This is a genomic window from Enterovibrio calviensis DSM 14347, assembly GCF_000621165.1.
Classification (GTDB): Bacteria; Pseudomonadota; Gammaproteobacteria; order Enterobacterales; family Vibrionaceae; genus Enterovibrio; species Enterovibrio calviensis.
In genome coordinates, this window is record NZ_KK211217.1 from 237,945 (window position 1) to 252,857 (window position 14,913).

At 39.7% G+C, this 14,913-nt stretch carries 11 protein-coding genes; 10 read left to right on the top strand and 1 reads right to left on the bottom strand.

What is annotated here, in order from left to right:
- Positions 1-3: 3 nt before the first annotated feature.
- From Q365_RS0119285 to wecA, 10 genes are all read left to right on the top strand, one after another.
- Entirely contained in the window at positions 4-2,163 is a 2,160-nt protein-coding gene (locus tag Q365_RS0119285; protein WP_028024882.1) for a polysaccharide biosynthesis tyrosine autokinase, read from the top strand.
- Between the two features lie 181 nt (positions 2,164-2,344).
- Positions 2,345-3,604: a flippase gene (locus tag Q365_RS0119290; RefSeq protein WP_028024883.1), complete on the top strand. Its 1,260-nt coding sequence runs from the start codon at positions 2,345-2,347 to the stop codon at positions 3,602-3,604.
- Positions 3,605-3,639: 35 nt separating this feature from the next.
- Positions 3,640-4,200, top strand: a complete 561-nt coding sequence (locus Q365_RS0119295) for an acyltransferase (protein WP_051563833.1) — start codon at positions 3,640-3,642, stop codon at positions 4,198-4,200.
- A gap of 1 nt (position 4,201) precedes the next feature.
- Positions 4,202-5,455: an EpsG family protein gene (locus Q365_RS0119300; RefSeq protein WP_028024885.1), complete on the top strand. Its 1,254-nt coding sequence runs from the start codon at positions 4,202-4,204 to the stop codon at positions 5,453-5,455.
- Positions 5,456-5,460: 5 nt separating this feature from the next.
- Positions 5,461-6,396, top strand: a complete 936-nt coding sequence (locus Q365_RS26180; protein ID WP_051563834.1) for a glycosyltransferase family 2 protein — start codon at positions 5,461-5,463, stop codon at positions 6,394-6,396.
- On the top strand, positions 6,380-7,513 hold the full coding sequence (locus Q365_RS0119310; protein ID WP_028024886.1) for a glycosyltransferase family protein: 1,134 nt from the start codon (positions 6,380-6,382) through the stop codon (positions 7,511-7,513). The genes Q365_RS26180 and Q365_RS0119310 overlap by 17 nt, the downstream gene beginning before the upstream one ends.
- Positions 7,513-8,679: a nucleotide sugar dehydrogenase gene (locus Q365_RS0119315; protein WP_028024887.1), complete on the top strand. Its 1,167-nt coding sequence runs from the start codon at positions 7,513-7,515 to the stop codon at positions 8,677-8,679. The genes Q365_RS0119310 and Q365_RS0119315 overlap by 1 nt, the downstream gene beginning before the upstream one ends.
- Positions 8,680-8,691: 12 nt before the next feature.
- The gene (locus tag Q365_RS0119320; RefSeq protein WP_028024888.1) at positions 8,692-9,507 is read left to right on the top strand and encodes a glycosyltransferase; all 816 of its coding nucleotides are present in this window, start codon (positions 8,692-8,694) and stop codon (positions 9,505-9,507) included.
- A gap of 10 nt (positions 9,508-9,517) precedes the next feature.
- Positions 9,518-10,345 carry a UTP--glucose-1-phosphate uridylyltransferase GalU gene (gene galU, locus Q365_RS0119325; protein WP_028024889.1) on the top strand — a complete coding sequence of 276 codons (828 nt, stop codon included), beginning with the start codon at positions 9,518-9,520 and terminating at the stop codon, positions 10,343-10,345.
- Positions 10,346-10,498: 153 nt separating this feature from the next.
- Positions 10,499-11,575, top strand: a complete 1,077-nt coding sequence (wecA, locus tag Q365_RS0119330; protein WP_028024890.1) for a UDP-N-acetylglucosamine--undecaprenyl-phosphate N-acetylglucosaminephosphotransferase — start codon at positions 10,499-10,501, stop codon at positions 11,573-11,575.
- A gap of 243 nt (positions 11,576-11,818) precedes the next feature.
- Here the strand turns inward: wecA and Q365_RS0119335 are convergent, their stop codons facing one another.
- Entirely contained in the window at positions 11,819-14,314 is a 2,496-nt protein-coding gene (locus Q365_RS0119335) for an FG-GAP repeat domain-containing protein (protein WP_162176382.1), read from the bottom strand.
- Positions 14,315-14,913 lie beyond the last annotated feature (599 nt).

The following is a 14,913-nucleotide window of genomic DNA, read 5'->3' on the forward strand; positions in this document are numbered from 1 at the left end:
TTTATGACTGTAACTCACTCTCATCAAACACGAACGACAGACTCGGACGAAATCGATCTAGGGAAACTGTTTGGCATTCTGATCGATGCGCGATGGATGATCGTCTCAATGACAGCAGTATTTGCGGTGTTGGGTGTTGCGTATGCATTGTTAGCAACGCCGGTGTATAAAGCCGATGCGTTAATCCAAGTAGAACAAAAAAGTAGCGGCATGCCAGCATTGGGGGAAATGGGTGAGCTATTCGCGAGTGAGTCTTCTTCTACCACAGAGATTGAAATCATCAAATCTCGTATGGTGTTGGGCAAAACCGCCGACAAATTTAACCTGACGACAGTCGTTGCACCGAACTACTTTCCGTTCATCGGTAAAGGGCTAGCGCGAATAACAGACTCGAAGCCAATGATCGATATTGCGCGCTTTGATGTGCCTGAATACTCTATGGAAGAAACGTATACACTAACCATCACCAACGAAGCGGGTACAGAATACGTTATTGAAAACCAAGATGGCCGCGAACTACTGAAAGGCAACGTGGGCGAAAATACGCAATCAAACGGTTTTAATCTTATGGTGCGTGACCTACAAGCAGAGCAGGGCGACAGTTTCTCGCTCGAAAAGCGTAGCCGTTTAGATGCCATTCAATGGCTTCAGCAAAACCTAGGTGTGAGTGAGCGTGGCAAGCAAAGTGGCGTGTTGCAGCTTTCGTTCGAAGGCGAAAATCGTGCGTTGATCGAAGCTATTCTCAACGACATTTCAACCAACTACTTCTTGCAGAACGTTGAACGCAATGCCGCCGAAGCGGAGCAAAGCCTCGCGTTCTTAAACCAAAACCTACCAGGTATTAAAGACAAACTCACCGTTGCAGAAGACCAGCTGAACGCTTTTCGTCAAGAAAACGAATCAGTGGATTTGGGCCTAGAAGCAAAAGCCACCTTAGATGTGATGGTAAAACTGGAAGCGCAGCTTAACGAGCTGACGTTCAAGGAAAGCGAAGTCAGTCAGCGCTTTACCAAAGAACACCCAGTGTACACCGCGCTTCTCGATAAAAGAGACACACTGTTAAAAGAAAGAGACCGCATTACTAAACAAACGCAGAAACTACCAAAGACACAGCGCGAAGTGCTGCGTTTTATGCGTGATGTGGAAGTCAATCAACAGATCTACGTGCAACTGCTAAACAAAGTACAAGAGTTGCGCATTGTAAAAGCTAGCACTGTCGGTAACGTACGTATTCTTGATGAAGCGGCATCGTATTCACGCGCTGTGAAACCGAAAAAACCATTAATCGCAGTATTGGCGACCTTATTGGGCGGCATGCTGGGTGTGGGTATTGCACTACTGAAAGCGGCATTCAACCGAGGTGTTGAAAACCCAGACGATGTTGAAGCCATTGGTATTCCTGTTTATGCAAGTTTGCCGCTGTCTGATTTGCAGACACAAATCGAAAAAGCAGTGAAGAAAAGCCGTGGTTTACCGGCGAAAGAAGCACTGTTGGCAGAAGCAAACCCGGCAGACCTTTCAATAGAAGCGCTACGCAGCCTACGCACTAGTTTGCATTTCGCCATGATGGAAGCGAAAAACAACATTCTGATGATTTCAGGCCCAAGCCCGAGCATTGGCAAATCCTTCGTTTCTGCAAACTTGGCGGCAGTTATCTCCAAAACCGGCAAGAAAGTGCTGGTTGTCGATGCCGACATGCGTAAAGGCTACATGCAACGTCACTTCGGGGTGAAATGGGACATCGGCCTGTCTGATTACCTATCAGGCCAAGCTGAGAAGCAAGATGTGATCAAACCAAGTGGCGTTGAAAACTTAGATGTAACAACACGCGGTAAGATCCCGCCGAATCCATCTGAATTACTCATGCATCCGCGCTTCACCGCGTTTATTGAATGGGCCCAAGCGAACTACGACATGGTGATCATTGATACACCACCGGTACTTGCAGTTACTGACGCATCAATCATTGGTGCACATGCAGGTACAACTTTAATGGTAGGTCGCTTTGGCAAAAACCCAGTAAAAGAAATTGAAGTGGCGAACGAACGCTTTGCAAAAGCAGGCATTGAAGTGAAAGGCTTTATTTTGAATGCCGTGGAACGTAAAGCGAGCAATGCTTACGGTGGCGGAGCATACGGGTATTACAACTACAGCTATAAATGACAGCTATAACTAAGTTACAGCGATTGATGAATGAAAGCTAATATCAATATTAACTTTCATTCAGGCTGGCTAATCTAATATATGTTTGCAATGCTACAATCTTCTTGGGTTTATATCTGTAATATATAAACGAAAATAATTTGTTGTTGTTTTAACGCCCAATCCATAAAGAATATCATAAATGCTTAGAAATATATCATGGTATGGTTTAGATAAAATATCAAAAGTTGTGTCAATTCTACTAACAAGCGTAGTGGCAAGTAAAACGCTTGGTGTTGAAGGTTATGGAGAATACTCATTCTACATCGCAATAAATACTATACTTTTACCAATTGCATTACTAGGGCTGGATGATTATTGCTATCAAAAATTAGTGTCAAGAAAGAAAGGAAGAACTGATATAATAATTGGGAATGTATTAAGCATTAGATTAATAGCAAACCTATTCATTCTAGCGTGTACATTCTTATTTATATATACATGCGATAGTTATAATTCAGGCATGGTTTTAATATTAGTAACTAGTAACTTCTTTTCAATGCTTTCGATATATCAAATATTGAATAATGCAATATCCAAAAACAGAATAAATGCATTTTGTTCTAGTTTATGTACTTTTCTATTCGTCCTAGTGAAAGTGTATATATTTTACAATGAAGAATATATCAATATATTTTCGATGGTCATAGTGTATTCGGTAGAGGTTTCCTTTTCACTAATTCTAACTGTTCTCTTTGTGGGGATTAAACCAAAATTTAGATTTGATCAGAAGGTAGTGAAAATACTCGTAATTAAGTCCTTACCTATGACAATATCAAGCCTTGCAATTGTGGTATATTATAAAATGGACCAAGTTATGCTTGGTTTAATGAGAGATTACACTCAAGTTTCTATGTACTCTATACAATCTCAAGTGTTAATGGCCGTAAACTTGTTAATTCAAGTTTTAATTAATGGTAGTTATCCTAAATGGATTAATAATAACAAGCTGAATTATGGTTATATTGAGGCTTTGTCAAGAGTATTGGTAGGGTTATCTATTTTAATGTGGATTTCTATATATATATTCATGGGGTTTATTGTTGATATTCTATGGGGTAATGAATACTATGATGTAAGAAACTTGTTATTAATAACAGTTGTTGGAACACTATTTTCAGGTTTGGGTGCTATAGGTTCGAAAATTCTCACATTCGAAAATTTACAAGTGTATAGAATGAAACGAGTTGTAATTGCGATGATAATAAACCTATTGCTAAATATTATGTTGATACCAAGCTATGGCTATTATGGAGCCGCAGTGGCAACCGTTGCATCTCAATTTTACTCGGGAGTTGTCGGGAATATTTGGTCAGAAAAAACAAGATGGATAGCTGTCAAGCAAATTAATTATTTTAAAATTTGTAATTTCAGAGACTTGAAAGTTTTGTTTAGAGTTTAATATTTTAACCCCACAGTCAAATATATATTAAAATCATGATTATTATAAAGTTTTTTATAGATAAAGTTTCTTTTGTTATTTCGCTTTTTTATATTTTCAAGTGGAAATTGGGGTTTAACTATAAAGACATAGCTATATCTCTATCCTTGATTCGAGGCAAGCTCGGTTACTCCGTTAGGCAAAAGTTTTATGAGAAAACATTACTTGCGTGCGGGATAGATCTAAAAGTTCACTTCGGTGCTTATATCGTTTATCCTGAAACTACTATCGGTAATCGATGTAGTATAGAAGAGTATAGTGTTTTAAGCCTAGCAAGTGTTGGCAATGATGTGATAATCGCATCAAATGTTGTTCTGCTTAGCGGTTCTAATCACCATGAAATAGATAAGCTCGATGTTAAATTCCATGACTCATTATTGGTCTTGCCAGGAATAAAGTTAGGAGACAATATATGGATTGGTGTTAACTCCGTTATTATGGGGGATGTACCATCAGGTTGCGTTATAGCAGCAGGAAGTGTAATTAATAAAAATTTACTAGTTAGTGATGCGGTATATGGAGGAGTTCCAGTAAAGTTAATTAGGAAAAGAGGTTGATGTGAAAAAAATTGTTTATTATTTTATAGTGGCTGTCCTATTTATTCTGTTATCATTTTCTCCATATATATTATTAATTTCCTCTGGTTTTTCTCTAATATTAATTGGTGCTTCAAATCATAAAGACAATGGTGAATTGTTTTCATTTTCACTAATTGTATTTACTATGGCATTAATTGTGTATGTATTGTCTATTCCGAATTTTCTAGTCTCTTCTGATGACTTTACATCTTATTATAATAACTTCGTCAATATGAATCATGGTGATGTTGGTATTGCTTTTGACGAATTCGGTTTAGAATTCGGGTTGCCCTTAATAAATTATTTTTTAACTTTTGTTATTGATGGTAATTATCCATATATATTTAAATTCTGGCACTCTTTATTAAATATTTCTATGCTTATTTTTCTTCTTATATATGTATCATCTAAAAAGAAGCTTAATAAAAAAGAAATGCTATTGTTATTTTCTTTTGTATTTATCCTTTATAAATTGCCGCAACAACTACATCTTATGAGACAAGGGTATGCAAGTTATTTTGTTTTATTTGCCCTGTTCTCAGAGAAGAAATCAAGCAGATGCCTATTTTTACTAATTGGGAGTTTGTTTCACCTTTCGACAGTGGTTATTTTCCCCTTTCTTTGGTTGATGTTTAAAGTTGAAAGTTTAAAATCCGTTTTCAAATATAGTTTTGCATTCTTATTGATGTCATTTGTTTTTTTCTCTATATCAAAGATGGGCTTGTTTTTTAATGTTCCGCTATTAAGTAAATTTAACTTCATTCTAGGATATTTAGGTTCTGATGAACATATAGATAGAACAGTTTCTGAAGTTCTAAAAGCATTATTATATTTTTACCCACTGATATTTTTATCGATATACTATCGATGGAAAAATAAAACCACCACTAATGAGAGTTGTTTTATTCTTGTTAGTCTATCATTCCTATTAGCATTTTCAATGTTTCCAGGTCTAGGAATGAGGGTTTACATGCCCATATTTTCAATTTTTCTAGGCTACTATTACTTTTCTTTAATAAAAAATCAACCCGTGGCTGTAAAGCTCTCTTGCCTTGCTTTTCTATTTTTAATGCTAAATGTTAATTGGGTTTTTAATTCAGAACTATTTTATTACCAGTATCCAATGTATAGTTTAGAGCCTTTTTACTATTTAGACGTCTGGCAGGAAGAAAAAGACTTAATATGTAGAGAATGCCTTCCTTATTTCTATGAAATAGATAATAAATATAAGTGAGAGTTATGAGAGTTAGCGTTGTAATTCCATATTTTAATGATTCTGAATTTGTCAAAACCTGTATAGATAGTGTTTTAAATCAAACATTAAAACCTTTAGAAATAATCCTAATAGATGATTTCTCTTCTGATAGTGATATATTAATTAATATATTGAAAGGTTTTGATGATAATAAAATTAAATTATACAGGAATAAGGAAAATAAAAATGGAGCATTCTCAAGAAATCTTGGAATTGAAAGATCGGTTGGAGATTATATTGCCTTACTGGATGCTGACGATTTTTGGGAGAATGATCATTTAGAAAAAAGTTTATCATTTGCAGTTGAGACTGATAGCGATTTTGTTTATTCAAATGTAACTGAAATCAGAGGCTGTGCATATCATAGGAGAGAAGTCACAGATTATAAAAATGTCGTTGGACATCCTTGCAATATACTTCTTTACTCTCCGCCACAAACAAATTCTTTTTTATTCTCTAAAAAAGTTAGAGAATTATTGAAATTTGATGAGACATTACGTCGACATCAAGATTATCAATATCTATCTGAAGCACTACTAATCGAAGATATTAAAGTAAATTACTTAGATGTGTATACTACTTTTTATCGTGAGAGAACATCAAATAAACCAGTTATTAACTATAAATCTATCTTCGGTTTCTGGGTAAGATATGTTAATCATATTGATAGAGGGAGGCTAAAATATAAACTTTGGAATATTGTTGCAGGTGGTTTGCGAGACAGAAGAGTCAACGCTATAGAGTTAATCGAAGATGCTAACCTACAATTGATTTTCGGCGAGATGAATGTCTACAAACTCATCAGAAAAACCAAATCAGATTTTATAGTAAGAGTTTTTGTAAACCTCTATTTCTATATATTCCTTGATAAGTGCGGGAAAATTTTAAAGGCCGTTGTAAGAAATGAAGAGAAAAATTAGTATATTAAGTGATATTTCATACTCTGATTATCAGCACGTGAATCAAATGTTGTATAGGAATATTCATGATAATAATAATGATGAAGTAGAAGTTTTTTTTCTTCAGCGTTTTCTAATGAATACTTTAAAAATAAAATACATTAAAAAAATAATTTTAAAATTTATTTTTTTGGTAAGAAAAAGCATAAATTCTAAAGTGAGAAAAAATGCTAAATCTGATCACGATCCTATCCGGAAAAAATATAAAAACATAATTAACGTTATAAATATACCATCAAAGAGTTGTTTTTTTGATTTTGTTAATTTAATTATTATTTCACTCCAGAGTAAAAAGGTTCCTAAAAAAGGAACGGTAATTACATTTTTACCTAGCAAGGCATTGTCATTGATGCTTGGAAGATTTGATGATATAGTTTATTACTGTGTGCATGATAGTCATATGCAATCATATCATAAAAGAAATAGTGATTATGAAATAGATTTGGTGAATAAATCTAGATTGGTTTTTTGTGATAATGAAACTGTTTTGCATAGGCTCGCTGATGGTGAAGAAATATATAATATTTTTGATTCGGAAATAAAAAAAGGTAAGTTCTACCTCGTGCCACCCCCAGTTCCTAAAGAGTTTTACAAAATAATCTCCGTCGAAAATGAATTTGATTTCATATATTATGGCTCAATTCATCAGGATATAGATGTTGATCTTATTAGAAATTTATCACTAAAGTATTCAGTTTTGATAGTGTCATTTCAAAGATTTAATTTTTCAGAACATGAGAATATAACCTTTATTTCGGCAACACCTAACTTAGAACTCTTATCTAATTACATATCAAGATCGAAAGCTATTTTGTTTCCTTATACAAATAGCTTTTTCATGAATACAGTATCTCCTGCGAAATTATATCAATCAATGGCAACAAAGAAGCCTATATATTGTAGTAATTTGAAACTGACAGAAGAATTTCAACTGGAACCTATTTCTATTGGTATCATAAGAGATTTAAATATGTCTGAAATAATCAGCAAAGAGTATATGGATGTAAATAGATATGATGAAAGAGTGATACTCGATCTAGTTAGCCAATTAATCGTTTGTGAAACCAAGGATAAGTAATGAAAATTGCAGTTGCTGGGACTGGATATGTTGGACTCTCCAATGCGATGCTGTTAGCTCAAAATAATGAAGTTATTGCCATTGATATTGTTAAGGAAAAAGTTGAGTTACTAAACGATAAAATTTCTCCAATTGTAGATGAAGAAATTGAATGTTTTTTGAAAGAAAAAAAAATTAGATTTTATGCTACGACTGACAAGAAAGAAGCCTACAAGGATGCTGACTTTGTCATCATTTCTACGCCCACCGATTATGATGTGGAAACCAACTTCTTCAATACATCAACTATAGAGTCTGTTATCCAAGATGTGATGATGATTAATCCAAATGCGGTAATGGTGATTAAATCAACTGTTCCTGTGGGTTATACCCAGCGTATTAAAAAAGAATTAGGTTGTGAGAATATTTTGTTCTCACCAGAATTTCTTCGCGAGGGCAAAGCACTCTACGATAATCTTTACCCTTCCCGTATCATAGTTGGTGAACGAAGTGAACGTGCTAAAGTTTTTGCAAATCTCTTAGTACAGGGAGCAGTTAAAGATAATATTGAGGTCTTATTTACAGATTCAACCGAAGCAGAAGCAGTTAAATTATTCTCAAATACATATCTTGCAATGCGTGTGGCCTACTTCAATGAACTGGATTCTTATGCCGAATCTCATGGTCTTGATACTCGGCAGATCATTGAGGGTGTTGGTTTAGACCCTCGTATTGGTAGCCACTACAACAACCCGTCATTTGGTTACGGTGGTTACTGTCTACCGAAAGACACGAAACAGTTGCGCGCAAACTATCAGGATGTACCTAACTGCCTAATCAATGCGATTGTAGATGCCAACACAACTCGTAAAGACTTCGTTGCTGATTCTATTCTTCGTAAGAATCCAAAAGTCGTTGGTATCTATCGCCTGATCATGAAGTCTGGGTCCGATAACTTCCGCGCTTCTTCTATCCAAGGCATCATGAAGCGCCTCAAAGCCAAAGGCATAGAAGTGATCGTGTATGAACCTGTACTTCAAGAAAAAGAGTTCTTCAACTCTGAAGTGATAGTCAGTATTGATGCATTTAAGGCGAAATCTGATGTGATCGTTTCTAACCGTATGTCGGAAGAATTGGCGGATGTTTCTACTAAGGTTTATACCCGTGATTTGTTTGGGTTAGATTGAGGGGTGGGAGGAATGTCAAAAGTCGCGGTTATTATGAGTGTATATCGCTCAGATAATATTGAAGATATGAAAGTCGCGGTTAAAAGTATCTTAGAACAGAGTTATAAAAACGCTCATCTTTTTTTGTACAGAGATGGTGTGGTTCCTTTTGAACTTAACCAATTTCTTTTGGAATTGGTGGAAAACAAAAATATAACGTTGTACGAGTCTGAGGAAAATAGAGGTTTGGCAGTTGGCCTTAACACTCTTATCGATAAGGTACTTAGTATTGATAGTTATGAATATATTGCTCGAATGGACTCGGATGATGTTTCTAGGTGTGAGAGATTTCACCGCCAAGTCGAATTTTTAAAAGCTAATCCGTTAGTAGATGTATGTGGAACCTCATGCAAAGAGTTTGGTGCTTCATTTGCTCTTGATGAAAAACATCTGCCCGAAAGTCATGAAGATCTTTTAGATTTTAGTATTGTTCGTTGTCCATTTATCCACCCAACAGTAATGTTTAGAGCTCGAGTCTTCGAATCCGGTGTTCGATACCCAACAAACACATCGTTTACAGAGGATATGGCGCTATGGTTTGAGCTACTCTCCAAAGGCTACAGATTTTCTAATATTAGAGAGGTGTTGCTCGACTATCGTCTAAATGAAAATACTATCAAACGACGAAAGGGCTTTGGTAAGGCTCTAAGTGAAGTCAAAGTTAGGCTTTATCATATGGTGAAGCTTCGCCGAATATCGATTAAGTCTACATTACTCATATTATCGAGACTCGCTTTCCACATATTGCCCGACTCAGCGATGAAGTTCGCATACAAGAAAGCCCGATAGAGAACAAAAGATGATCAAAAAATGTCTATTCCCCGCAGCTGGCTACGGGACACGCTTTTTACCAGCAACCAAATCCATGCCGAAAGAAATGATGCCTATCGTTAACAAACCGTTAATAGAATACGGCGTTGACGAAGCCATTCAGGCCGGTATGACGGACATGTGTATTGTCACAGGCCGTGGTAAGCACTCTTTGATGGATCACTTCGATAAGAACTACGAATTGGAACATCAAATATCAGGCACCAGCAAAGAAGCATTATTGAACGATATCCGCGATGTAATTGATTCGGCTAACTTCACTTATATTCGTCAGCATGAAATGAAAGGCTTAGGTCATGCAATTTTGACCGGTCGTGCATTGGTGGGTGATGAACCATTTGCGGTGGTGTTGGCGGATGACCTTTGCATTAACAAAGAGCAAGGCGTGTTGGCGCAAATGGCGGCGCTGTATAAGCAGTTCCGCTGCTCCATTGTTGCCGTTGAAGAAGTGCCTGCGGATGAAACCCACAAGTACGGTGTGATTGCGGGTGAGGCGTTAACCGATAACTTGATGCGCGTGACTGACATGGTTGAGAAACCAGAACAAGGCACAGCACCAAGTAACTTGGCGATCATTGGTCGTTATATCCTGACGCCAGATATTTTCGACATTATTGAAAATACCCCACCAGGCAAAGGCGGCGAAATTCAGATTACGGATGCGCTATTGCAACAAGCGAAGAGCGGTTGTGTGTTGGCGTATAAGTTTGACGGTAAGCGCTTTGACTGTGGCAGTGTGGAAGGGTTTATTGAAGCGACGAATTATTGTTTTGAGAATATCTATCAGCATAGCTGATAACAGGTTTCGAGATGCGAGAAAGTGCAGAGTATTTTATCTCGTATCTCGTATCTCGTATCTCGTACCTAGCACCATCTCTGTTTTACAAACTCCCGCCAACCCTCACCCTCTGAGGCTAGGCTACCCTCCATAACCAAAAATTGAATCCTTATGTCATTGGCTATTTTAACAACGTTTTTGTTGTCTTTTGTGCTGCTTTTCGTTCTGCGAAAGGTGGCGAAAAAAATTGGTCTTGTCGATAAACCGAACGAGCGTAAGCACCATAAAGGTGCGGTTCCGCTTGTTGGGGGCGTGTCCATTTATATTGCGGTGTTGTTGGCATCGCTTATCTACATCGATAAAACACCCGATGATGTGCTTTATCTTTTCTGTGGCGCGGTATTGATTGTTGTTGGTGTCTTGGACGACAAATTTGATATCAGCTTTAAAGTACGTTTGTTTGTGCAGGCCGGTATTTCGCTAGCAATGATCTTCGTGGCGAATTTGAGCCTCGAAAGCTTAGGCAGCATCGCCGGTAACGTGCCATTATTTTTGCCTGATTGGGTGAGCTATGCCGTAACCATTATCGCGGTCATCGGTGCCATCAATGCCTTTAATATGGTGGATGGTATCGATGGCTTGCTCGGTGGGCTTGCTTCTGTGTCTTTTGGTGCGCTTGCGATTATGTTTTGGTGGGGCGGTCAGAATATGTTGGCAGCGAACTGCGTGATGATGATTGCGGCACTTGTGCCTTACATTTTGTTGAACCTGGGTATTCCTCTTGGGCAGCGTTTTCGAATCTTTATGGGCGATGCGGGCAGTATGTTGATTGGCTTCACCGTGGTATGGATGTTGATCCGCGCCTCGCAAGTTGAGCACACGGACACCATTCGCCCAGTGGCAGCCCTTTGGATTATTGCGCTTCCGTTGATGGACATGGCGACCATTATGGTACGTCGTGTTCGTAAAGGGCACTCGCCATTTAAGCCTGACCGTGAGCACTTACATCATATTTTTCAACGAATAGGTTTGTCGTCGCGTATGACTTTGGTGGTGATCTGTGGCTTAGCCGCGAGCTTTGCAGCGATCGGCATTCTTGGTGAAGTGCACCAAGTAGGTGAAACCGCGATGTTTATTGGCTTTATGGCGTTGTTTGCTGCGTATTTTGCAACAATTAACCATATTTTCCGTATAACCGCGAAAATCCGTCAGTGCATGGGGAAAGAGCCGTTGATGGAAGTGGCTTAAGACCGGGGCCTAGGAAGAGCGATGAGCGTTCCTAGGTTCTGCTGAGAGCGGAAGAGCTCGAAGGGCATAAATGGCAGGGACCAGATAAGAGAAAGAGCAGATCAGAGCAGGGAAAGCGGTACTGGGAATTCGGCTTAGGTTGTGCAATGTATTCTGACTGAGAATGGAAAGGCGATGGGGAAACCATCGCCTTTTATGATCTAAAACGTTGTGTATCTATGAAGATAACATTAGAAAACTGCGTTAGTTGTGAGGTTCGTTAAGATAGATATTAAGTGCGTTATAGCTGGTTGTGATCAGATCAAGATCCGTATCATTATCTATGTCTACTAGCCAGTGTTGGCTGGCGCTAACATCGCCATCAATATTGGTTTGGAGGTAATTACCTGAACCGTCATTTCTAAACAACTTAGTGCCTGCCAGGTCAGGGTCTTCTGATGCAACGGATTGCACCGATGAGATAATTTCATTTAGCCCATCGCCATTTACGTCACCAATGGCAGGAACAATGTCAGCAATGCTGCCTTGTTGCGAGGCATTGCCGTAATAAGTGAATGCGCCAGCCCCATCGTTGACGTACAAGGTTCCGAAGTGGTGCTCATCGCTGTATTGTGATTTGCCAGTAAAGAAAATGTCGTTGTGTTTGTCGCCGTTAATGTCTGCAAGCATCACCACGTCTGTTGTTGCTGCAGTTGGCGCGTTTCCAGCAGAAGTAAATGTGCCTGTGCCATCATTGAGCAATATTTCGCTGGCAAGAATATCTGAGTACCCATCCCCGTTTAAGTCATCGACGGCAATAAAACTGTCTCCACCACGAGTTCTAAATTCAAACGTTTGGTTGAGTTGCCCAGTGTCATCTTGCAGAAAAACGGCTCCATCCCAACGACCAATTGATGCCACTAAATCCAAGCGTCCATCTTTGTTAATGTCGGTTAATGCGCCTGTTGGTGCAATTGTATTTACGTGGGTTTCTACTGCAATTTGCTGCGCGAGCGTAAATTCACCTTTGCCGTTGTTGAGGTAAACAAGATGATACGCATCCTCTGTTTTTCTCATTTCTCCTAACGCGACTAAATCTGAAAAACCATCGCCATTTATGTCACCACTGACAAGGTTTTGAATGCCTGAGGGCGTTGCTTGAGTTGTTATAGTGTCAAACCCTTCTCCATTGCCTTTCGCAATGTGTAGCGTGTTCCCTCGCCCAGCAAGAATAAAATCAGGCTTACCGTCGTTATGTATCTCTGTGACGATGCCATATTCTGGGTAGTGTTGGATTTCCACAGACATTTTGTATACAAAATTCCCATCGCCAACTGGAACGCTGTCTTTCAAGGTTAATTGTTTATTCTGAACATCGAGAGGCGCTAGCGTCAGTGCTTCTTGAGCAATGGATGCGTTATGTCTTATTTCAACCTGATACTCGCCGGCGACAAGGTGGGTTTTGAATGTGCCTGCCCCAATCTCTGAACCGGTGACACCGACTTTTTCTCCGTTTAAGAAAACGTCTGCGCCCTCGGCGGGTGTCGAGTTTTCGTTGAGGGCGTTAATGCGAAGGGTGCCGAGGATGCGGTTGGTGATGATGCTTTCGCGTTTTAACTCAAGTTTGCAGCCTAGGGTTTGGTTGGCTTCCACCGTGACTGTTGTATTACAACGAGTGAAAGGCGTGAGGTCTGCCAAGTCTTTCGACGCATTGGTGTTGTAGAATTCTAGGTGAACGCCAAGGTTTTTCTCGCCGCCAGTTTCAAACATATCCTGTGCAATGTGTGTGCCGTTCACATCGAGAATATCAAGAACACGCTCTTGCGGTGACATGCCCTGCGCGGTGATGCTGGCTTTTAGCGTCAGGTTTTCTACACCGCCGACTTCTTCAATTAGCACATCTGGGATCGCGAAGGAAAAATTGCCGCGGTCTTTGATTTCTGCCACTTCAAAAATCACGTCAGCTTGCAGCGGGATGATGTCGGTTTGTGCATTTTCGCCTTCAACGAAATTCACCGTTGCATCGTCTTCGTTCTTACCCACCATTAAGTCGCCATCATAAAGTCGCAGCGAGAGGGAGTATTCACCCGGCTCGACGTTCATGGTGATTTCCGCAAGGCCTGTCTCTTTGTTGATCTCAAAAACTTGCTCTGCGTTGCCATTCACGGAAAGGCCAAACTGTGGCTTGTTCAATGCGGCAAGTTCTTCTGCCTGCCATTGAAAGGCAAGCTTAGAAACATAATCAATGTCATCAAAATCGGTGATGGTGTCGCCAAGGTTTGGTTCGACGATAAATTCAATCGCTGGCTGTTCGCCTTCAATCACTTCGTGGCCTAGGGCTTTTGCTAAATACTGTTTCGGGTTAGCCCCTTCGGTGGTTAAAAGCAGGGCAAAGTCATACGTGCCAGGTTTTAGCGTTAATGCGCGATGAGACGTGGTGGTGACATTGCCCTCAGCATCAACAGTTTGTGTCACGGGCCAATCAAACACTTGTTCTTCGTTGTTCTCGACGTTGGTGACTTCTAACTTACCGAGATAGCGGACCTGCGAGGTTTGCTCTGCGCGCTCTGCTGCTGGAGCTTTCTCTGTCGCGTAGGCCATCGCTTTATCACTTTTGGCGGGCAATGTTTGAATGTAACGTGCCGAGAAGGTGGTTTGAACGTCTAACGGAGTGGCGTTGTCTGTGGTTTGTTTGTCGTCGCTACCGCAACCGGAAAGCAACACGCTCGTGACTAGCGCGCTGATGATGGTCTTTTTCATAAATACTGCTTGTCCATTTTTCTGGCTTTCATTTTTGGAAGCAGCATCATACATTGTTTATCTTGCTGAATAAAAAGGGAAATTGGTTGCATTTTGAGAGAGGGGTAGTCCTGGGTAAAGCGGGCGAAGCAGAGTGAGTTGTGGCCACCTTGACCCGAGGTTTGTTGTCTTGAATGACACGAGCACTGATTTCGTCGCTGTCAGATATGTGTATGCAGAAACGTGTCGCATTGAGGTTGGGCGTTATCTTTTGTACTTTCTGCGCATGGCGAAGAGCTGAAAAGTGATAACCACTGATACAAGATGGGGGCGGTAAACCCGTGCGTCAGTCTGGTCGTCAACAGGTAAGAAAGTGACGCTTGTTTTGTTAGCACTGGAAAACATGATATCGAAGTGCCCTCAATTGGTACAAACAGTAGTTTTGAGTGTGGAGTGCCATTGCGACATTGCTCAGATTGAAACAGCTGTTTATCAATGGGCGTGATGGTGAGTTCAGTGCTCATGGTTGCCTACAGTGAGTAATACTGCTCTTAGTGCAGCAAAGCGTTTTGGATGGAGCTCAAAGCGTAAATAGCATCCCGGATCGTTCTTCTTTACTT

What these genes read in the sequence shown, in the direction of transcription:
- Q365_RS0119285 (WP_028024882.1), top strand. Translation starts at nt 4, where the DNA reads ATGACTGTAACTCACTCTCATCAAACACGAACGACAGACTCGGACGAA.
- Q365_RS0119290 (WP_028024883.1), top strand. Translation starts at nt 2,345, where the DNA reads ATGCTTAGAAATATATCATGGTATGGTTTAGATAAAATATCAAAAGTT.
- Q365_RS0119295 (WP_051563833.1), top strand. Translation starts at nt 3,640, where the DNA reads ATGATTATTATAAAGTTTTTTATAGATAAAGTTTCTTTTGTTATTTCG.
- Q365_RS26180 (WP_051563834.1), top strand. Translation starts at nt 5,461, where the DNA reads ATGAGAGTTAGCGTTGTAATTCCATATTTTAATGATTCTGAATTTGTC.
- Q365_RS0119310 (WP_028024886.1), top strand. Translation starts at nt 6,380, where the DNA reads ATGAAGAGAAAAATTAGTATATTAAGTGATATTTCATACTCTGATTAT.
- Q365_RS0119315 (WP_028024887.1), top strand. Translation starts at nt 7,513, where the DNA reads ATGAAAATTGCAGTTGCTGGGACTGGATATGTTGGACTCTCCAATGCG.
- Q365_RS0119320 (WP_028024888.1), top strand. Translation starts at nt 8,692, where the DNA reads ATGTCAAAAGTCGCGGTTATTATGAGTGTATATCGCTCAGATAATATT.
- galU (WP_028024889.1), top strand. Translation starts at nt 9,518, where the DNA reads ATGATCAAAAAATGTCTATTCCCCGCAGCTGGCTACGGGACACGCTTT.
- wecA (WP_028024890.1), top strand. Translation starts at nt 10,499, where the DNA reads ATGTCATTGGCTATTTTAACAACGTTTTTGTTGTCTTTTGTGCTGCTT.
- Q365_RS0119335 (WP_162176382.1), bottom strand. Translation starts at nt 14,314, where the DNA reads ATGAAAAAGACCATCATCAGCGCGCTAGTCACGAGCGTGTTGCTTTCC.